The organism is Roseibium sp. (genome assembly GCF_965216085.1).
Taxonomy (GTDB): domain Bacteria; phylum Pseudomonadota; class Alphaproteobacteria; order Rhizobiales; family Stappiaceae; genus Roseibium.
The window spans coordinates 3,684,045-3,703,458 of record NZ_OZ244138.1 but is presented as its reverse complement, the minus strand read 5'-3'; the positions used below and the strand labels follow the sequence as shown (position 1 = coordinate 3,703,458).

Below are 19,414 nucleotides of genomic sequence, written 5' to 3'. Positions count from 1 at the left end.
ATTTATTATTGTGTGGCAAGTTTCGATCTTGGCAGGCACGTTCGATTGCTGGACCTAGTATCCCAAATTCGGACAATGTGCATTAGGATTGATCCAGACCTGTACGGAAAAGCTGATGGAAAAAAGCCTTTTTAGCTTCATTTGGAAGTACAGCGCACGCCAGCAAATCTACATTCTTCTGATCACGGTTCTGACCTATCCGGTCATCTATATCCTGCTTGAGCTGCCGAAATTGATCGTCAATGACGCAGTCCAGGGAGACAATTTTCCGCGCACTATTTTGGGCTTCGACCTCGATCAAATCCCGTATTTGCTTTTTCTGTGCTGCTGCTTTCTTACCCTCGTGGTGGTCTCCAACGGGCTGAAATTTTATTTGAATGTTTATAAAGGCCGCCTCGGTGAACGCATGCTGCGCCGGTTGCGGTTCGAACTTTTCCAACGTGTTCTAAGGTTCCGACTGCCGCATTTCCGCAAAGTCAGCTCCGGCGAAATCATTCCGATGATCACATCGGAAGTGGAGGATGTTGGCGGTTTCGTCGGGGAGGCTTTCTCTCTGCCTGCTTACCAAGGCGGGATGCTGGTTGTTCAGCTCGGCTTTATTTTTATGCAAGACCCGCTTCTGGGCCTCGCCGCAATCTCGTCCTACCCTGTTCAGGGCTATGTTATCCCGATGTTGCAAAAGAAAGTGGCGTTGCTGTCACGCAAGCGGGTCAAAAACATACGTCTGATCTCCGATAAGGTAGGCGAGAGTATTACGGGTGTTGCCGAGATTCACGCCAATGATGCTTCCGCCTGGCATTCGGCCGACATTTCCGACCGCCTCTTTGAAAACTTCAAGATCCGCTACGAAATCTACAACAGAAAGTTTTTCATCAAATTTCTCAACAACTTCATGAATCAGTTGACGCCGTTCTTCTTCTACCTGATCGGCGGTTACCTGGTGATTGAGGGGAACTTGAGTATCGGCGCTCTGCTGGCTGTCATCGCCGCCTATAAGGACCTTGCCGGTCCCTGGAAAGAATTGCTGGCCTATTACCAGATGACAGTTGATGTCGGCATTAAATACCAAACGGTTGTCGAAAACTTTGATCCGCAAGACATCTATGACACAGAGCGGCTGACCGCTGATGAAACTGTAAAACTTCGTGGTGATCTGAAGTTTGAACATGTGGCGTTTTCTGGTGGTGCCGCGGGTCAGGAAGTGACCGATGTGTCCCTTACGATCAAGAGCGGGACCTCCAGCGCAATTGTCGGTGCGGATGGTTCGGGCCGAGCGGAAGTCCTCCAATTGGCCGCTGGCCTGGTGTCACCGGCGAGCGGAAAGGTCTGTATCGGTGATCACGATCTCGACAAATTGACCGATTCAACCCTTGGCCGTGAAATCGCTTATGTCGGTGGCGCCGTCCATGTCTGGACCGGGACGATTCGGGAAAACCTCTATTACGGTCTCCGGCATAGGCCGATGACTGAGGTTCAGCGTGAAGGCGACGCACTCAAAAACTACAAACGAAGCCTCAGCGAAGCTAAAGAGACAAAAAATCCGTCCTATGATCTCGAGGCGGAATGGCATGATCTGGCGATCGCCGGCGTCGACAATGCCGACGACTTGGATCTGAAAGCACTGGAGCTATTGGCTGCGGTGAAATTGGATGCCGATATTTACCGGCTTGGGCTTCAATCCCGGTTTGATCCGTCGATGAATGACACGTTTGCTGAACGGATCTTGAATGTGCGCAAAGAATTGGCGGACAGAATCGCAGCAGATCCGACACTTGCCGGGCTTGTGGAGCTTTGGGATCCGAGCACGTTCAATGCCAGCGCCAGCCTTGCCGACAACTTGTTCTTTGCCGTTCCGTCTGATCCGGAAATCACAATGGATCAGGTGCCCGATTTGCCGGTGGTGAAAGAGTTCTTATCCAGCAATGGATTTGACAAAAAGCTTCAAGACATTGGTCTCCAGATCGCCGAAACTATGCTGGAACTCTTCTCCAACGTGTCTGGCAGCAGCGGACTATTGGGATCTTACTCCTTCATTACCCAGGATGATCTGCCGGAGTTCGAGCGGATCGTGCGGATCGCCCGGTCGGGGCAAACCCGCCCAGGCTTGACCGATAATGACCGCTCAAGATTGACAGGGCTTGCCTTTAAGCTGGTCCCGGCCCGCCATCGTTTGGGTGTGATGACCGACGAACTGAAGGCTGAAATCATCGCGGCGCGGACCAAGTTCCTCGACAAGGTCGTTGCAGCAAACCAAGATTTTGTCGCGTTCGATCCTAAGGTTTATCTGCCGCCGTTGACGATCGAAGACAACCTGCTGTTCGGCCGCGCCCGTGTCGACCGCCGGGATGCCCGGCGGCGGATCGACGAAGTGATCCGCACAATTGTTGAAGAAACCGGATTACGCCAGCCGATCATTTTTGCCGGGTTCGGCTATCATGTCGGCGTGGCCGGGTCGCGACTGTCTGCAGGACAGCGGCGCAAGATTGCGCTGGTCCGCGGGCTTCTAAAAAACGCACAAACAACCATCTTAGACGATATAGCGACTGGATTGACGGAAGACGACAAAGTCTTGCGCGAAAACCTCAGAAGCATATTGTCCGGAAAGACATTTCTGTTCGGAACATCCAACGCCGAAATTGCCGCTGAATTTGAACATGGGTTTACCTTGGATCAGGGGCGTGTATTGGACGCAAAAAAATAACACGGTACCGGACAGAAAAGTGGCCGGCTGCTTAGGCCGGGTTTGAGGGGAATAACACGAAGGGGCCAAATGAATGGCTCTATGGAGAAGATTGTGACGCTTGAAGCCGAAGTTGAAGCACTGCGTAAAGTGCCCTTGTTCCGCGGCATTGACGAAACAAAGCTCCGGTTGCTGGCCTTTATCAGTGACAGGACTGAGTTTCAGGCGGGGGAACGCCTGTGTACACAAGGGGAGGAAGGCGACAGCGCGTTTATCATTCTGGCTGGTGATGCTGATGTTCTGGTTCAAACTCCGGCGGGTGAAAAGAAGGTCGCCCAGGTTTCGGAGAACTCCATCGTCGGCGAAATCGCAATTCTTTGCGACGTTCCAAGAACGGCCACATTGGTTGCCGCCAACAGCATGGATGTGCTGATGGTCTCAAAAGACGATTTCTTAAAGCTTTTGAATGAGTTTCCGGATATCTCGCTGGAAGTGATGCGGACGTTAGCCTTACGTTTGGAACGCACGACCCGGGATCTAGCTGAAGCCCGTCAGGGCAGCAGCGGCGGGTAAGGAGTTGTAAGTGGCAGAGAATTTCTCACTTCGGTGCTGGGGCGTACGCGGGTCGACACCAACGCCTGGTCAAAAGACTCTGCGGTATGGCGGTGAAACAGCCTGTTTTGAGCTCAGGGCCGGTGATGCGCTTGTGCAGATCGATTGTGGATCAGGTGCGCGCAATCTGGGACTGGAGTTGTGCTGCGCGGGGTCTCGCTCCTTTGATCTCTTGTTTACGCACACACACCTTGATCACATTTGTGGCCTGCCGTTCTTTAAGCCCGCATACGACCCCAATTTCTCCGTAACGGCCTGGGCCGGGCATTTCCAAGATGGCACCAGTCTGGTGGACATTGTCAGTCGGATCATGTCGCCGCCGATTTTTCCAGTGGCGGCCAAAACACTGAAGGCTGTGGACTTCAAAACCTTTACGGCAGGAGATGCCCTGCCAAGGACCGATGATCTGGTGATTAAAACGGTGCGCCTCAACCACCCGGGCGGTGCGTGCGGATACCGGTTCGATTATCAAGGCAAGTCCATTTGCATCATTACTGATCATGAACATGGAGACCCTGAAATCGATGCCGCGTTGCCAAAGTTTGTTCAAGGCGCGGATATCATGATCTACGACGCCATGTTCACCGATGCCGAATATGAAAGATTCAAGGGTTGGGGGCATTCAACCTGGCAAAAAGCTGTCGAGTTGGCCCAAACCGCTAAAGTCAAAACGCCGGTATTGTTTCATCATGATCCATGCCGGTCTGATGATGAACTTGATGAGATTGGCCAAGCGGCGCAAAAAATCCATCCTGGAACTGTCGTCGCCCGCGAAGGCATGTTTCTGACACCGTGACGCCCGGCGCCCTGGCGGTGCTCTTCAAAAAAAGAGGCGGCCGAAACGGCCGCCAAACTTGAATATGGATTTTCAATAACGATCCGTTTTTTGAATTGCGTGCTTGTGGGAGCACATGAGTGCAATTCAGACTCGCGATGCTTTGGGAGGAAAACTCCGTGTCAGCAAAGCGATCAACGCTATCAAGAATTTTGTATACAAATTTCTTGCAGCAGGCATGACCCATTTGGGCTATGCCATCGTAAAATGTTTCAGGTCTGGACATGATCGACGGGCCAAAGGGAATTGGAGCGCGTGTGCCAGTTACAGTTGAACAATTTGCGGATGTTTCCAATCACATCCTTGCAGCGGCTACTGAACCGGATCGTTGGCAGCAAGTTGTTGATTCTCTTGGCAGGGTTCTTGGGCCTCAGGTCTGCACGCAGATTATGGGATACGATCTTGAAACCAACGCTGCCCCGCTTGCATATGCATCTGGCTATGACCCTGAAATCCTGGAGCTCTACCAAGAGCACTATCTCGATGAAAATCCTTATGCGCTAAACTTTCAGGCCATGACAGTGGGCCAAGTTGCCTCTTCCACTGAATTGTGCCCTGCCGAGGTTATGAAAAAGACCGGCTTTTATGCCGATTTGCTGCGTCCGTCAGAGGACATTTATTACGGCGGCGGGACGCTGCTTCTTCGTGATGAAAACCGGATGTTCCTGTTCGGCGGCAACATGCGTGCCAAAGATCAAGAAGGCCACGAGCAACGCTGGTTGTCCTTGTGCGCACGCATTGCTCCGATCATGCGCCAGTCTTTAGAAATCAACCGAATGATCTCGGGCCTGTCCTTTGAAAAATGGGCTGCTGATCAGCACAAATTGGGATCGCAAACAGCTGTCGTTCTGGTCGATCCCGAGATGCGGATTCATTATGCCAGCTCGGAAGCTGAACGGTTGATTGAGCGCGGTGAGCCAATCCAGACCAGCTTAGGGGGGAAATTGCGGCTTACCTCATCTTCCGTCCAGACATGCATTGCTCAGCTGGCGCGCCTTCAATCCAAAGGCAAACAATCGGTCTTCCGAAGCTGGCACATTGACGGTGAAAGGGGGCAGAGCTGGACCTGCCGGGCGATCGGATTGTGCCTTGGCGACATGGACCGCTCGCCCTTTGGCGCTTTTTTTGACAGATCAACTGCCGCGCTCTTGTTGGCACTAAAGGCGGAAGCGCCGGTTCTGGAGATTGGTGGAGTGGTCCAGCGTGCACTTGGTTTGAGCCCGGTGGAAGCTGAGATCGCATTACTTCTGGCAGATGGTATGACAGCAGCCGAAATTGCCAGCCACCGGTCTGTGAGCATCCATACGGTGCGCAATCAGATCAAATCGGCGCTTTCAAAATGCGGCTGCCGACGACAGGCGGATCTCGTTATGGCTGTTGAGAAGCTGCGCATCTCCAGTCCAGAGGCTCCAAATGCCGGGGCAATCACATAAGCTCACATTCCGGCGCGGTTGGCTTGTCAAACTGAGCGTCAGCAGCGACATTCAGCCCAACAGTCAACGGGTGTGCCATGGCGAGATTGAGCGAAACCATCCGATATATTTTGCGTGGCGGACCGCCGGATACCGGCCTGCCTGATCGAGTTCGGGCGGAAATCGCAGCGCGTGAGGCAGCGTCTGAGCGGCTGATCGGTTGGGTCCAACTGGCGCTCGTCCTGTTTTTTTCAACGCTCTACATCATTGCGCCCCGGGCGGAAGGGTCAGCCGGGTTCAATTTTGTGCCGATTGCACTTGGGACCTATTTCCTCTTCACAGTCACCCGGCTGGCGCTGTCCTATCGCTTTGAATTGCCGCAATGGTTTCTGCTGATATCCATTTGCGTGGATATGGCACTTCTCGTCGGGTTGATTTTTTCTTTTCATATTCAATATGACCAGCATCCGACCTTTTATTTGAAAACGCCGACCTTGATGTATGTGTTCATCTTCATTGGTTTGCGCGCACTCAGGTTTGATCCAAGGTTTGTCCTTACCACCGGACTTGTTGCAATAACGGGCTGGCTTGGGCTGGTTTCCTATGCGGTTTTTTCCGACATGGGTGGCATGCGGGTGACCCGCAACTATGTTGAATATCTCACCGGCAACAGCATCCTGATCGGTGCGGAACTCGACAAGACCATGGTCATATTTGCCGTCACGGTGCTGTTGTCCGTCGCGCTGTTCCGCGGGCGTTCGATGCTGTTTGAAGCCACGCGGGAACATAGCGCAGCTGAGGATCTGAAACGGTTCTTTGCGCCGGAAGTGGCGTCTTCCATTACCGATGCCCACCAAGCCTTGGAGGCCGGGGAGGGCAGTCTTCGGGAAGCTGCGATCCTTTATGCTGACATCCGTTCATTCACCTCGACATCGGCCCTATTGCCGCCGGAAAAGGTTCTGGCGGTGCTCGCCGAATACCAGAATCTGGCCGTTGAGGTGATCAACCGCGAAGGTGGACAGGTCGATAAGTTCTTGGGGGACGGTATCCTGGCCACTTTTGGCGCCGTGGCGCCATCGCAGACCTATGCCGCCGATGCCTTGCGTGCAGCACAAGGCTTGGCGGAAGCGGTCAAGTCGGCGCAGGACCGGTTCAAGGATGCCGGCTGGCCGTACGAATTGCGAATCGGCACGGCGGTCGCCGCAGGTCCAGTCACGGTCGGGGTGATCGGATCTAAGGACCGGCTTGAATTTACAGTGATCGGCGATGCGGTTAATCGGGCGGCCAAGCTGGAAGATGCCAATAAAGCGCAGAAAAGTACCGCTTTGACCGATTGTGCATCGTTGGAACTTGCAAAAGCGCAAGGTTATTCCGGCCCTGCTTTGGACATCCGCCGTGCAAGCTCGGTTGGCGGCATTCCGGACCCGGTCGATCTCGCAGTGCTGTCTAACTGACACAGCTTCTCAGTCTCCGCATTTCCAGCAAATCAGCGCAATCAAGCTTGACGAATGGCGGAAACTCAGACACTTTGCCTCTCAAATTGACGTTTTCGTCAATCAACTAATAATTATCTGTTGAATATCAATAGATTAAATTCTGAGGAGGCTTTGATGAAGCTGGATCAATCTCTGGCAGCTGTTGTCACTGGTGGAGCGTCAGGTCTGGGCGCGGCGACCGCGCGGATGCTGGCAGCGGAAGGTGTCAAGGTGACGCTGTTCGATCGAAACGCGGAACAAGGCGCCGCTGTTGCGCAGGAAATCGGCGGCGTATTTGCCGACGTTGATGTCACCGATCAGGCCAGCGTTGAAGCCGGGTTTGAGACAGCCCGCGCGGCCCACGGCCAGGAACGCATTCTGGTCAATTGCGCCGGCATTGCGCCGGTGGGTAAAACCACGTCGCGCGGTGAGCCACATCCGATGGATATGTTCGAGAAGGTCATTTCGGTCAACTTGATCGGATCTTTCCGCTGCATCTCTTTGGCTGCAACTGGCATGTCCACTCTTGATCCGGTGACTGCCGATGGCGGCCGTGGTGTCATTGTCTCCACAGCTTCGGTTGCGGCGTTCGATGGCCAGATCGGTCAGGTCGCCTATGCTGCATCCAAGGCGGGTGTTGCCGGAATGACGCTGCCGGTTGCCCGGGATCTCTCGAAAACCGGCATCCGGGTCATGACCATCGCACCTGGCATATTTGAGACCCCAATGCTGCTGGGCCTTTCTCAAGAGGTTCAGGATTCCCTTGGTCAGCAAGTGCCGTTCCCGTCCCGCCTCGGCCGGGCGACGGAATATGCTCAGCTGGTTAAAGCCATCTGCGAAAACGACATGCTCAACGGCGAAACCATTCGTCTAGATGGCGCGATCCGCATGGCGCCGCGGTAAGCGTTCGCCCTTGAGTTTCGGGATTGAAAACGGGCGGTCCTCCGCCCGTTTTTATTGTTACCAGCCGCCGAACCGTGGCCATGTTTTGAGGTCAGCGCCGGGGACCGCCGGGACAACATGGTAAGCGCCATATTGTGCAGCTGTCGCACAGGCATGATTGGGAAGAATACGAAGCCGGGTTCCGAGCGGCAGATCTGGCAGGGGAGCTGTGCTTCCAGGCCGGACGGCAATAATGCCGTGTTCCTGATTGGCCTTGATCACGATTAGGTCTGGTAGGACCTTGCCAGCTTCATCGCAGACAAGACCATAGCCCTGATCGACGTCCTGCGCCGCCGTGCCGCGATCTCTTGACATGGCCATCCAGCCGGCATCAGTGATGATCCAGCCTTTGTCGTGCTGATGCCCCAGCACGGTTGTCAGGACGGACAAGGCGATGTCATCAACGTCGCAGACACCGATCCCGGCCTGCACTAGGTCAAAGAAGACATAAACACCGGCGCGAACTTCGGTTACTCCATCGAGATTTTCAACAGCATGCGCTGTTGGGGTGGAACCGATGCTGACGACCGGGCAGGGTAGTCCGGCGGCACGCAGCCGGTCGGCTGCCCGCGCCGCGCCCATGCGCTCCATTTCGGCGAAGTCGGCATGCGCTTTTTTGCCCGATACCTCATAACTTTCGCCAGCATGGGTCAGCACACCGCGCAACTCCGCGCTGTCCGCCAGGATCCTGCCAATTTCGAGCAAAACAGGGTCTTCGGGGGCAACACCGCTGCGATGGCCATCACAATCGATTTCGATGAGCGCCGGAATTCTTTGACCGAGCCGTTCTGAGGCATCCGCCACGGCTTGTGCCTGGGCTACACTGTCGAGGATGACGGAAAGATCGCAGCCGCGGGCCCGGATTGCTGAGACTCTGTCTAGTTTTTGCGGCGTGATACCAACCGCATAGGTGATGTCGCGCACGCCCATTTCGGCAAACACTTCAGCTTCTGCGAGGGTCGAGACCGTTGCTGGACCCGTTCCATCCGTCAAAAGCCGCTTGGCAATCTCCGTTGACTTGACCGTCTTTAAATGCGGCCGGAGCGTGCCACCTTTGATTTTGATGTGATCTGCCAAGCGACTGATGTTTCGTGTCATTCGCTGTTCATCAACAATCAGCGACGGTGTTTCGAGTGCATCAAATCGAGAGTCTGAAATTGTCATTCCGGGTCCGTCCTTCGTGATTCCGGACACACCGTAAACGCCAGCAGATCATTTTCCTATTGCCAATCGAGGGTTCGCCAGACCGCCCCCGCCTCTCAAAACTTTTGGGAGACGGGGCAGTATTTCCGGCATCTGATACCGTTCTGGTTCGTAGGATTTGCTAGTCCGAATAACTGACCACTTCGAACTCGATGCCGTCGTCATCATCGAAGTAAAACCGGCGGCCCGGCTCGTAGTCGGCGTGGTTCTTGGTCTGATAACCACCAGCCTTGATCAGCTCTTCCGTTGCGTCAAGATCATCGACAACGACCGCAATGTGATTGAGACCACCGCGGATACCGTAGCTCTCACCTTGCAGAGCTTCGGTCTTCTTTGGCGGCGTATAGGCGGCGATATAACTGGTATCATTGCCGATATGGTAGGTGGTGCCGCCGCCCAAGCTGTCACCCTTCCAGCGGATCTCCCAGCCGAACCAGTCATTCAGCCGTTTTGCTGTTGCCTCCGGATCACTCACGGTGACGTTCACATGTTCTAAAAATGCGCCTGACATTGTGCGTCCTTTCAAGATTTGACTTGTGTTGGACACCAGAGATAATTCCTCAAGTTAAGTTGAGGTCAAGGGCTGAAACATCATTTTTTGGAGACGCTTGTGAAAGGCACGGATTTATTATCAATCGGGGAGCTGGCCGAGCGGACAGGGGTGTCGGTGTCGGCGATCCGCTTTTACGAAACAAAAGGCCTGGTCACCTCCGTGCGCAACACTGGCGGTCAGAGGCGGTTTTTGCGTGCCGACATAAGGCGCCTCTCCTTTGTGCTGGTGGCACAGGAATTCGGATTTTCAATCACCGAGATTGCTGAACAACTCAAGAAATTGCCGGACGGCCGGGCGCCGACAAAGTCGGACTGGACCAAAATCAGCCGGGGTTTCAGGGCGCATCTTGATCGGAAGATTGAGGGATTGATGGCTCTTCGGGAAAAACTGGATGGCTGTATTGGTTGCGGTTGCCTGTCGATGCAGAAATGCAAGCTCTACAATGCCGGCGATGCCGCCAGCCGCCACGGGCGGGGCCCGCGCTATCTTTTGGGAGATGTTCCCGATCTGCCGGACGAGGGCTGACCTTTCCGAAAATTAATTTGAAAACCCGGTCTGCCGGCCAAAAGTTAGGAGACAGCGGTTTTATAAGGGAGGCGGCCAAACTCGTTCGTTCGATGACGATCAAAAGCAAGTTTATCCCGTGGCTGAACAGGGAAACTTTGGCGTTGTTGTCATGCTAGCGTCACGCTGTTTTCGGTATCGCTGTTTACCTCACATATGAGCGTATCTAAGTAGCCATCCTTCTGGAGAGCAATCATGACCGATATCAACAAAGACGAATTGTCCTGGGACGAGTGGGACGAACTGGTTCGTCCGACCGAAGAAATCACCGAATTTGACCGTGTTGTTGACGCGGGCCTGTCACGCCGCGGTTTCCTTGGCGGTCTGGTTGCCTTTGGTTCCGGTGCGGCTGTTATGGGCCTTGGCACCGGTGCCAGCTTGATGACGTCCACATCTGTGCAAGCTCAGGCGGCATCCGGCCGGTTTGCTTTCGCCCCGGTTGGCATTGCCACCGATGCGACCGTGCATGTTCCAGAAGGGTATATCTGGGACATCTTGGTGAAATGGGGCGATAAGCTGTTCTCAGACGCCGCTGATTTTGACAGCGAGACGGGTGTTCCGGTCGCGTCTTCCGGCCGCGTCTTTGGCGAAAACACCGACGGCATGGAGCTGTTTGTTGTTGGCGACAAGCAAGTGATTGCCGTCAACAGCGAATATGTGAACCCGAAGATCAACCTGCCGCACACCGGGGACGGCAAGCCGCAGTCGGCTGACGATGTCAAGATGCTGCAGAACTTCCAGGGCGTGACCGTCATGGAAGTTGAAGAAGGGGCGGACGGCTGGAAAGTGGTCGTCGACAGCCCGTTCAACCGCCGGATCACCCATAATACGGAAATGCGGATTTCCGGTCCGGCGGCCGGTCATGACCTTTTGAAGACCGACGCCGACCCAACCGGCACCAAGTCCCTTGGCACCTTCAACAACTGTGGTGCGGGCAAGACACCGTGGGGCACGTATCTGACCTGCGAAGAAAACTTCAACGGTTATTTTGGTTCCACCGATGATACTTTCGAGCGCCCGGATGATTACAAGCGCTACGGTATTTCCAACGAGAGCCGCTACAGCTATGAAAAATTCGACGCGCGGTTCGACATTTCCAAAAACGGCAACGAGCCGCGCCGGGCTGGCTACATTGTTGAGATTGATCCGTCCAACCCGGATTCAACGCCGGTCAAACGCACAGCTCTCGGCCGTTTCAAGCACGAAAACGCCGCTTGTACGCTCGCGCCGAGCGGCCAGGTCGTTGTCTACATGGGCGATGATGAGCGCGGCGAGTTCCTTTATAAATTCGTCTCCAATGGCACCTATACGCCGGGCGCCCCAACCGATGGTCTTCTGGACGACGGGCAGCTTTATGTTGCCAAGTTCGCTGACGACGGCAACGGTGAATGGGTGGCTCTCACTCCGGAAGCAACCGGCATGAGCAAGGAAGAGATCTGCATATTCTCCCGCATGGCAGCGTCCAAAGTTGGCGCAACCACCATGGACCGTCCGGAATGGGTAGCTGTGAACCCGGTGTCTGTTGAAGCCTACTGCGCGCTGACCAACAACAAGAACCGCGGCGTCAAACCGAACGCCGGTGGCGACGACACCGCCGTCAACGGCCCGAACCCGCGCGAGAAGAACAACTACGGCCAAATCGTCCGCTGGTACCCGGCCAATGACGACCATGGCGCAAGTGCCTTCAAGTGGGATCTCTATGTCATGGCCGGCAACCCGGAGGTTCACGGTGACAGTGCCTATGCAGGCTCGTCCAACGTCAACGCCGGCAACATGTTCAACTCGCCCGACGGCATGATGTTCGATTCATCCGGCCTTCTGTGGATCCAGACGGACGGCAACTACAAAAACGAAGGCGATTTTGCTGGTATGGGCAACAACCAGATGCTGGTTGGCGACCCGGTCACCGGTCAGATCGAGCGTTTCATGACCGTGCCCTATGGCGCCGAAGTGACGGGTGTCACCTGGTCCGCTGACCGCCGCACGCTTTTTGTCGGCATTCAGCACCCGAAAGCACCGTTCCCGGACGGCGACGGCAAACTGGCCCGCTCAGCCGTCATCGCCGTCAAGCGCGCGGACAACGCTCTGATCGGCTAACCTTCACAGCTTTGGTCAAATCTAGAAGCGCGCCGGATTTCCGGCGCGCTTTTTCTTTTGTGCCGTCCCGACCTTGAGCCGGGACCTGATCTGATGTGTAAAAATTGGCCCCGGATCAAGTCCGGGGCAGTATTGTGAGGAGGAGCCGTTACCGGTTGTCCAGCTGAGAGCGGACGCGCCGCAAGCCCAGATGGGTGATCCGGTAAGGCCCGCTTTTCTTTGAGGCGATCAGCCTGCGGTACTTCAGTTTGTGAAAAAGCTGCGGCGAGCAGCCCGCCCAAAACCAGCCATCGCGGGTGATTGTCTCGTATTTCAAGATACGGCCGTCCTCGTCCTTTTCGGTAAGGATATAGCCGCCCTGAGCCAGCAGGTGCAGAACCCGCTGTTCGGCTTTCGATATGTCCATTGTTAAGGGAATTCTTGTTCTTTGAGCAAAAGAAACCTATCACCGCAGCAGACGCATGCGGCGTGGGACTTTTGTTGACCCGGCTAATTTGGGCCCTTCAATCTTCGCTGAAGGGTCCTGAAACGAACCGGGTTTTACCGGGACTCGTTGTATCCGCGCATAAAACCTCTCAAAGAATGCGGTTCAGGCGATATCACAAAGGCAAAAACACCACAAGAGATCAGACCGGTTCGGCCGGTCAAGACGGGACAGGTGTTGCAATCTTGCAAGATGGGGGGATATCAGCTGCGCTCTGCTGGCCAATACCCATTTTCGGGATCCCGGCTGATGGCAATAGCCTGGACATCGTCTGATCCGCATCTTGAGCAGGTCAAAGAGGCGCCGAGAGCTGAAAGCGTGAGATCGGCAGCATAGCGCGCAGATTTCAAGTACCGGAACCGGCTGCAGTGACCGCAGATAATTCCCAGTCTCCGGTCACTTTCCTCAAGTGTTCCGATTGTCAGATCTTGTTCAGCGTCCGATGCCTGTGCGGTCATTTCAATATTTCTCGAACAGATTTGAGTTCGAAACTTTCGATTTCAGAGGAGAATATTTCAATGCGTCATTCATTCTCTAGGACGGTGTGATTGTAAAGGAACAAAATGGGCTGAAGTGGAGTATTGTTAGCTTGATTGGCCGTATACGAAAGCGGAGGCGCAATTGCACTCGCTTTTTGGGGATGGCGGCGCTAAGACAGCGCTATGGTAACGCTTTCTGACACATGGGTTGACCTCTTCACCCTGTCCGGTTTTTTGAACCCCTTCGCTCTGTTGATTGGGATCTATCTCGGCTGGCGCGCTGATCAGCCCGGCAAACTTTGGATTGCCGGTTTTGCCGCGGCTGCGCTCTCGTTGATATTGGAAGCGGCAGTCGGCCTGATTCAGCTGCCGCTGCCTATATCCCAGGATGCTGGCGCACTGGCGATGTTTCCTTTCCGATTTATTGGCGGGGCCGCCGCAGGCGGCATTGCTTACTGGCTCAACCGCCGCCGGGGCGCTGCCGACTAGGCAGAACGACGGCTAGAACTTCCGAAGACCTGCAAAATCTCATTTCCCGGCAGCGACCTCAGGGATTGTTGCTTGCGTGACCGATATTGCCTCGAGCGCGTACCGGGCCGTTGCCAAATGTGTTTTGCCGCGCTCGACTGTAAGCCTGCCCGTCACCCAGACCGGATCGGCGTTCACATTAAGGCCATCTGGAAAGCTCACCGAAATCACTTGGTCCGGTAGGGGCGGTGGCGCGTGGCTGCAATCCTGGCGCAAAGGCGGTATCAGCAAAAAAGCTTTTACATCCCGAAACTCGAATTCAAGCGGGTGAGCGTATCCGGCAATCCGGACAACTTGATCGTTGAGGTCGCTCCTGCCTGGTGTGCATTTCTCGTACTGACGGGAAAGCAACCGGGCCGAGGCCGCCTGCTGGCTGCACTTCGCCGGAGATTGGTAACCTTCAATCAAAGTTTCGCAGGACGGCGGCCGATCTGCGCGCAGATCGGCCCAGGTTACCGTCACAGGGTCTGCTTGTGCCGATCCGCCCCAAACCCAATAAAGTGCAAAAACGCTCAGGAATAGGCGGTTAGTTTCCGCTTTGGCCATGCGTGACCGTCAAAGGACTGAGGTAGTGCGGGTCGGTCAGGCCTTGCTTGCGCATGGCGATGCCAGTCAGACATTCCCGGATCACCCTGTTGGCGTTCAGTGCTGACACATAGGTCGGGTCCATCAAAGGCGCGAGCTCCACGAGCTCGAAGCCAATCACATTCGATTCTGCGCACAACCGCCGAATGATCGGGAACACCTCGCGCGGCATCAGACCGCCAGGCTCAGGTGTGCCGGTTCCAGGCACGAATGCCGGGTCAAGCGTGTCGATATCAAATGAAACGAAGATGTACTCTGGGCCGTCATTTGCCTCTTTGATCACGTCTTCCATCACAGCGTCGAACCCGCGCCGTTCGATCTCGGCCATGGTGTGATAGCGGAAACCATTGTTGCGCATCCATTCGAAAGCCTTTTCGTCGGGATAATAACCGCGCAAGGCAACCTGGATGAAGTTCTTGCCCTCCACGAGGCCTTCTTCGATCAAGCGATAAACGGGCATACCGTGGTTGATCAGGTGGCCCATGCCGTATTTGCCGGCATCGTAGTGAGCATCGAAATGCACAACGCCAACGTTGCCTTTGCCGTAGACATCGGTGAGTGCAGCAACGTCCGGATACATCAGAGAATGATCGCCGCCTATAATGAAAGGAATGACACGGCTGCCGTCTTCATGTTGAACTTCTGCCGCCTGGCGGACAAAAGAGCGGACGGCGTGGATCGTACGTTCCGTGCTCATCATGTCATTTGGGGCATTGCCATAGTCAACCACCGTCATGTCCTGCAGCGGATCGACCATGACATGCATATGCGGCTGCCGTGCACCGTAACCGAGGTAAATCGACGAGTTGCGAACCGCGTTGGGGCCACGCGAGGCCCCGCGGGCTCCTCCGCCCATATCCGTGAAGGCCCCCATAATGGCCACATCAACTTTGCCAGCCGCCAGATCCTCGGGGGTGAAGGCCAGCGGTTGATGAAGAAAGGTTGGCAGCTGCATATAGCCCTGGCCATAAAATCGCTGCGGATCCACAAGTCCGGGCGTGCGGCCTTCCTTTGATCCCTCGAAACTGGGGAGAGGTGTGCGCCAGGCGTTGTAGGTCGGATCTTCAGTATCGAGAGGGACGACCGGCTGTTCTCCTTCACGAATGGGGGCTTGCGTTCCCTCATACTCGTGACCGAAGAGCTGTGCGGATGCCGGCAAAGTCAGGCACCAGAACACCAGCAGATTCAATAGTAAGGTCGTAACACAGCGCATGTGACATCCTCCCTGTTTGTCCAGGCAGACTAGCATGAGAGAATAACTACGCTAGATGTCAGCGTGTCAAAGATGGCGGGCGACTTGCAATTTGCCGGTTTTTGAAATCAGGCAAAGACGACCCGAGAGGGGGCAAAATCGCCCGGTGCAGCCATTTGGGCGGTGAATAATGACGCCTCACGACATGCGCGCATCGCAATGAGATGTATTTAAGGAAACTGCAAAAAGAATTGGCCCCGCATCCAACAAGGGACGCGGGAGCCATTTGTTCAGACTTTCAGCCAGCTTTGGAACAGCGCCGCGTTCGGACACGCCTTTAAAGGCGCGTCTGCCCCATCGGAATGGCTGTCGAGCCAATGCCGGCATTCTTCTGTTCCCTCGCAACTGATGCAACGCCTTGCTGCGACTTCCAGGTCGATGTCGGCGTGGTCCTCCCCAGGCAGGCCTTTCATCGCACCTATGGTCTCAAGCATGCGTCCCATAAGCTCGGCGCGTTCGTTCAATCGGTCCATCCAGTTCACAGGTTTCTCCTCTCTCCTGCGTGTCTGGTTGCGGCAATTCAATCGGTTCAGCCGATGCCCGGAGCCCTCCGGAATTCCGCACAACTGGACATAAGATGACGGTTTTGGGCCGTCGGTGCCTTGATCCGTGTCAACGCTCGCCAAGCTTTAAGAAAGCCGCCATACTCGAAGCGCTAATGTAGTCGAGGAAACAGCGCCCTTGGAGATGGTGGCATGGTGGAAACGGTCAGCGCACAGCCGCTGCCAGCGACAGCACAAAGTGGAACGGTGGCCCAAGACCTGGAGCCGGGCACGGAACTGCGCGCAAAAGTCGATGCCAATCTGCCGGGTGGTGTCGTTCGTCTGACGTCGGAGGCCAAAACGGTGGAACTCCGCGTGCCGGCGCCGTTGCCGGTCGGCTCCGATGTCACAATAACGGTCTCCGGGACGAAACAGCAGCCATCCATTGTGCTGACCCCGCAAACGGGAGCTGGGAATGCGCCCGCCGCCGGTCAACCACCAGCACAACAGGTGCCAAGCAGCGGGACACCGCCGCCAGTAGCGCAACCATCCGCACCCGCAAGCTCCCCGCAGCCGGCGCCGCCAGCAACTGGTTTGCCGCAGCCTGCACCGGTTGTGACACAGTTTCTGCAAGCCACCGGCGTTTTGCCGCAAACGGGGCAAACAGGAATTCCCGCGCAAACGCCAGCTCCACTAATGCCAAGTCCGTCAACGCCGCTTCATCAAGTGTTGCCACCAAATGCGGCGCCAGTGCCCGGGGGCGCTGCGAATGCTGGGCTTGGACAACCGGCGACAGGCCAGGCAGGCACCAATCCACTTTCGACCCAAGGCACCATACCGGTATCAAACCCGTCACCAGCGGCAGGGACTGGCATCACTTCGACTGGAGCCACGCCGACGACAAGTTTCCAGTCCGGACAAGGGGGCGTTACGACGACCTCCGGCAACCCGGTGGTTTTGGGTCAGCCCCCGGCCGGGGCGCTTCAAGCCGGACAGGGGGCGCCACTCGGCGCTGGTACCCCGATTGGAGGTGGACCTACTGGAGGCACGACCTCGGTCTTGGGAAACACGTCGCTCGGTGTGCCCGTGGCCGGCGCATCTGGGGCTAGTTTGACAACCGGCACCCAATCAGCTGCTGCGCCGCTTCCGGCGAGCACAGGCGCCAGCGCTGCATCGTTTGCAGCGCAGCCAAACAATCCGGCCGCAGCGCAAACTGTTGTTCAGTCCGGTGCACAAACGGTGGCTCAGCCGTCCGCAGGAAATGGTCCGGTCCTTCCAGGAGGTCCGTCAGGCCTTCCGTCTGCTGCCACGATCCCGGTCGGCGGTGAGCGCGGAGCAAACATTCCGCCAACAGCAACGGGACCCGTGGCCCCAGGACCATCTGCCAGTGTACAAGCGGGCGGACCTCCGCCCCCTGTAAATCTGGCCCAACCAACCCCTGGAGGGGCTTCTCCTACCGGTGCAGTTCCAGCTTCAGGTGCTCAACAATTGCCGGGCGGGCAAGCGCCGCAGGCCTCACCGTTGCCGGTCAATCCGGCTGGAACAGGCGGACAGGCCGCTATTTCAGGGAGCGGGCAACCGCCTGTGCCAGCGGCACCGCCTGCGGCGCCAACAGGACCAGCTGGGCCAGCGCCCGGATTATCTGCGGGACTGGCGTCACAGGTGATGACCCCGCAAAGCGGATTTTCCGCCACAAGCCCGTCAGGGGCATCGGCAGTGCAATTGCCCGCTCAAGCCTATTCAGCGGCCAAAACTGCAATGCCCGCAGGTCCGGCGGTTGGAGGTGTCGCATCGACAGCCGGGTCCGTGGGAACAACGCCCGCAACCCCAGTGCAGCAGGCCGCTAACGTTTTGCGTCAGCCGCTTTCAGAGCAGCAGGCCAGTCTTGGGGCGTTGTTTGCCCAGATCGGTTCTTTGATGTCTGCCCAGTCGGCGGGGAAGGTGTCCATGCCGGATGCGGTTCAAAAGGCCATGCAACAAATCCTGGGGCTGCGGCTGAATTCCAGTCAGCCGGTGACAGGAACCTCCCTGCAGCAAGCTGTGCGCCAGTCCGGGCAATTTAAGGAAGGTCAGGTGCCGCTGCAAACGGGCGGGCAGCAAACGCCCTTGCCGGATCTCAAAAATGCGCTGCTGTCTTTCAAATCTTTGCTGCAGCAGCTTGGCGCGGAGCCAGCCGTCCGCTTTCCGGCGCGTCAGCCCGCACCACCGTCGCGGCACGGCAGCCCACAGGGCCAAGCGCCGCAAACTTCCAGCGGTTATTGGGCCGGATCTGCACCGCAGAACCTTCAATCCTTGCTGCAGGAAACCGATGCGGCACTGGCCCGGATGCGGTTGGCCCAGCTGGTCAATGGTGGTCTTGCCGGTGATGATGGACCGCAAGCAGCAACCGGCAAGCCGATGGACGCGGTAGTGGAACTGCCGATTGCCTTTGGTCAGGAAACGGCCGTCATGCAAATGCAGATCGGCCGGGACGGTGGCGGTCAAAACGGCGAAGAGGCAGGTGAGCCGGCCTGGCGGTTGCGCTTTGCCCTGGACCTGACGGCGACTGGTCCATTGGAGGCGGCCGTCAGTTTACGCGGCGGTGGCACCTTTGTCTCACTCTGGGTCGACCGCAAGGAGACGCTGGATCTTTTGACCGGCCAGCAAGAAACCATGGAAGCGGCCTTTGCAGACGCTGGTCTTGACCTTCAGGAACTGCGCTTCATTCGCGGACTTCCACCGAAAACCGCTGCTAAATATGGCGCCTTGATCAACCGGCAATCGTGAGGCGGTGATGAGCAGTTCCAAAACTCCAGACAAGATCGCCGTTGCCCTTGAATATAAACAAGAAGAGGGGGCACCGGTCGTCAGCGCCAAGGGAACGGGCACGGCGGCCGAGCGGATCGAAGAGATCGCACGGGAGGCAGGCGTGCCGATCGAGCAGAACCCGATGATGGCCGAAGCTTTGTCGCAAATCGAAGTGGACCACGAAATTCCGATAGAACTCTATCAGGCTGTCGCGGTCCTGATCGGTTTCATCATGCGCACGGGCCAGGCGCAGAATCCCCAAGAGACAGGTGCCGAAGAGTAACAACCTGCTGGGGCAGGCCGGTCAGCTTATGTTTTGCATGGGATTGCGACTATTCTGGCGGGCTCAGCCGAACCGCCTGATCTGCGCTCGTTGTGCGAAAGCGCCCGCTTTAGCTCAGGAAACGCTTGCAGCAACAGCAATTCCCCAGTAGGTCATCAATC

General features: G+C 56.3%; 18 protein-coding genes. 11 read left to right on the top strand and 7 right to left on the bottom strand.

Going from position 1 to position 19,414, the window contains the following annotated elements:
- Nucleotides 1–115 precede the first annotated feature (115 nt).
- From ACOOFE_RS17375 to ACOOFE_RS17350, 6 genes are all read left to right on the top strand, one after another.
- Nucleotides 116–2,701, top strand: a complete 2,586-nt coding sequence (locus tag ACOOFE_RS17375) for an ABC transporter transmembrane domain-containing protein (protein ID WP_420411211.1) — start codon at nucleotides 116–118, stop codon at nucleotides 2,699–2,701.
- A gap of 93 nt (nucleotides 2,702–2,794) precedes the next feature.
- Nucleotides 2,795–3,253 (top strand): cyclic nucleotide-binding domain-containing protein, encoded by a 459-nt coding sequence (locus ACOOFE_RS17370; protein WP_420411210.1) that lies wholly within the window; start codon nucleotides 2,795–2,797, stop codon nucleotides 3,251–3,253.
- Nucleotides 3,254–3,263: 10 nt separating this feature from the next.
- Entirely contained in the window at nucleotides 3,264–4,088 is an 825-nt protein-coding gene (locus ACOOFE_RS17365) for an MBL fold metallo-hydrolase (RefSeq protein ID WP_420411209.1), read from the top strand.
- Between the two features lie 296 nt (nucleotides 4,089–4,384).
- Nucleotides 4,385–5,560 (top strand): helix-turn-helix transcriptional regulator, encoded by a 1,176-nt coding sequence (locus tag ACOOFE_RS17360; RefSeq protein WP_420411208.1) that lies wholly within the window; start codon nucleotides 4,385–4,387, stop codon nucleotides 5,558–5,560.
- Between the two features lie 77 nt (nucleotides 5,561–5,637).
- Nucleotides 5,638–6,993 (top strand): adenylate/guanylate cyclase domain-containing protein, encoded by a 1,356-nt coding sequence (locus ACOOFE_RS17355; protein ID WP_420411207.1) that lies wholly within the window; start codon nucleotides 5,638–5,640, stop codon nucleotides 6,991–6,993.
- Between the two features lie 156 nt (nucleotides 6,994–7,149).
- Nucleotides 7,150–7,917: an SDR family NAD(P)-dependent oxidoreductase gene (locus ACOOFE_RS17350; RefSeq protein WP_420411206.1), complete on the top strand. Its 768-nt coding sequence runs from the start codon at nucleotides 7,150–7,152 to the stop codon at nucleotides 7,915–7,917.
- A 57-nt stretch (nucleotides 7,918–7,974) separates the two neighbouring features.
- Here ACOOFE_RS17350 and ACOOFE_RS17345 read toward each other — a convergent pair whose 3' ends face one another.
- Nucleotides 7,975–9,120 carry a DSD1 family PLP-dependent enzyme gene (locus tag ACOOFE_RS17345; protein ID WP_420411205.1) on the bottom strand — a complete coding sequence of 382 codons (1,146 nt, stop codon included), beginning with the start codon at nucleotides 9,118–9,120 and terminating at the stop codon, nucleotides 7,975–7,977.
- Between the two features lie 160 nt (nucleotides 9,121–9,280).
- Entirely contained in the window at nucleotides 9,281–9,670 is a 390-nt protein-coding gene (locus tag ACOOFE_RS17340) for a VOC family protein (RefSeq protein ID WP_420411204.1), read from the bottom strand.
- 99 nt (nucleotides 9,671–9,769) lie between these two features.
- On the opposite strand from ACOOFE_RS17340, the gene soxR reads away from it, so the two are divergent.
- Together soxR and ACOOFE_RS17330 are read left to right on the top strand one after the other, a co-directional pair.
- On the top strand, nucleotides 9,770–10,237 hold the full coding sequence (soxR, locus tag ACOOFE_RS17335) for a redox-sensitive transcriptional activator SoxR (RefSeq protein WP_420411203.1): 468 nt from the start codon (nucleotides 9,770–9,772) through the stop codon (nucleotides 10,235–10,237).
- A 234-nt stretch (nucleotides 10,238–10,471) separates the two neighbouring features.
- Nucleotides 10,472–12,373 (top strand): PhoX family protein, encoded by a 1,902-nt coding sequence (locus ACOOFE_RS17330; RefSeq protein ID WP_420411202.1) that lies wholly within the window; start codon nucleotides 10,472–10,474, stop codon nucleotides 12,371–12,373.
- A gap of 148 nt (nucleotides 12,374–12,521) precedes the next feature.
- Here ACOOFE_RS17330 and ACOOFE_RS17325 read toward each other — a convergent pair whose 3' ends face one another.
- Together ACOOFE_RS17325 and ACOOFE_RS17320 are read right to left on the bottom strand one after the other, a co-directional pair.
- Nucleotides 12,522–12,779 carry a YjhX family toxin gene (locus ACOOFE_RS17325; protein ID WP_420411201.1) on the bottom strand — a complete coding sequence of 86 codons (258 nt, stop codon included), beginning with the start codon at nucleotides 12,777–12,779 and terminating at the stop codon, nucleotides 12,522–12,524.
- 281 nt (nucleotides 12,780–13,060) lie between these two features.
- Nucleotides 13,061–13,315: a hypothetical protein gene (locus ACOOFE_RS17320; protein WP_420411200.1), complete on the bottom strand. Its 255-nt coding sequence runs from the start codon at nucleotides 13,313–13,315 to the stop codon at nucleotides 13,061–13,063.
- Nucleotides 13,316–13,519: 204 nt separating this feature from the next.
- Here ACOOFE_RS17320 and ACOOFE_RS17315 point away from each other — a divergent pair, with 204 nt between their 5' ends.
- A complete protein-coding gene (locus tag ACOOFE_RS17315) occupies nucleotides 13,520–13,825 on the top strand; it encodes a phosphatidylglycerophosphatase (RefSeq protein WP_420411199.1) in 306 nt (101 codons plus the stop codon).
- 39 nt (nucleotides 13,826–13,864) lie between these two features.
- Here the strand turns inward: ACOOFE_RS17315 and ACOOFE_RS17310 are convergent, their stop codons facing one another.
- The 3 genes from ACOOFE_RS17310 to ACOOFE_RS17300 all read right to left on the bottom strand — a co-directional run bounded on the left by ACOOFE_RS17310 (nucleotide 13,865) and on the right by ACOOFE_RS17300 (nucleotide 16,174).
- Entirely contained in the window at nucleotides 13,865–14,410 is a 546-nt protein-coding gene (locus ACOOFE_RS17310; RefSeq protein WP_420411198.1) for a DUF3299 domain-containing protein, read from the bottom strand.
- On the bottom strand, nucleotides 14,391–15,662 hold the full coding sequence (locus ACOOFE_RS17305) for an agmatinase family protein (RefSeq protein ID WP_420411197.1): 1,272 nt from the start codon (nucleotides 15,660–15,662) through the stop codon (nucleotides 14,391–14,393). Before ACOOFE_RS17305 ends, ACOOFE_RS17310 begins: the two co-directional genes overlap by 20 nt.
- A 269-nt stretch (nucleotides 15,663–15,931) precedes the next feature.
- Entirely contained in the window at nucleotides 15,932–16,174 is a 243-nt protein-coding gene (locus ACOOFE_RS17300) for a DUF6455 family protein (protein ID WP_168206554.1), read from the bottom strand.
- A 222-nt stretch (nucleotides 16,175–16,396) separates the two neighbouring features.
- Here ACOOFE_RS17300 and ACOOFE_RS17295 point away from each other — a divergent pair, with 222 nt between their 5' ends.
- Nucleotides 16,397–18,949, top strand: coding sequence for a flagellar hook-length control protein FliK (locus tag ACOOFE_RS17295; protein WP_420411196.1), 2,553 nt, complete (start codon nucleotides 16,397–16,399; stop codon nucleotides 18,947–18,949).
- 7 nt (nucleotides 18,950–18,956) lie between these two features.
- The gene (locus ACOOFE_RS17290; protein WP_420411195.1) at nucleotides 18,957–19,253 is read left to right on the top strand and encodes an EscU/YscU/HrcU family type III secretion system export apparatus switch protein; all 297 of its coding nucleotides are present in this window, start codon (nucleotides 18,957–18,959) and stop codon (nucleotides 19,251–19,253) included.
- Nucleotides 19,254–19,414 lie beyond the last annotated feature (161 nt).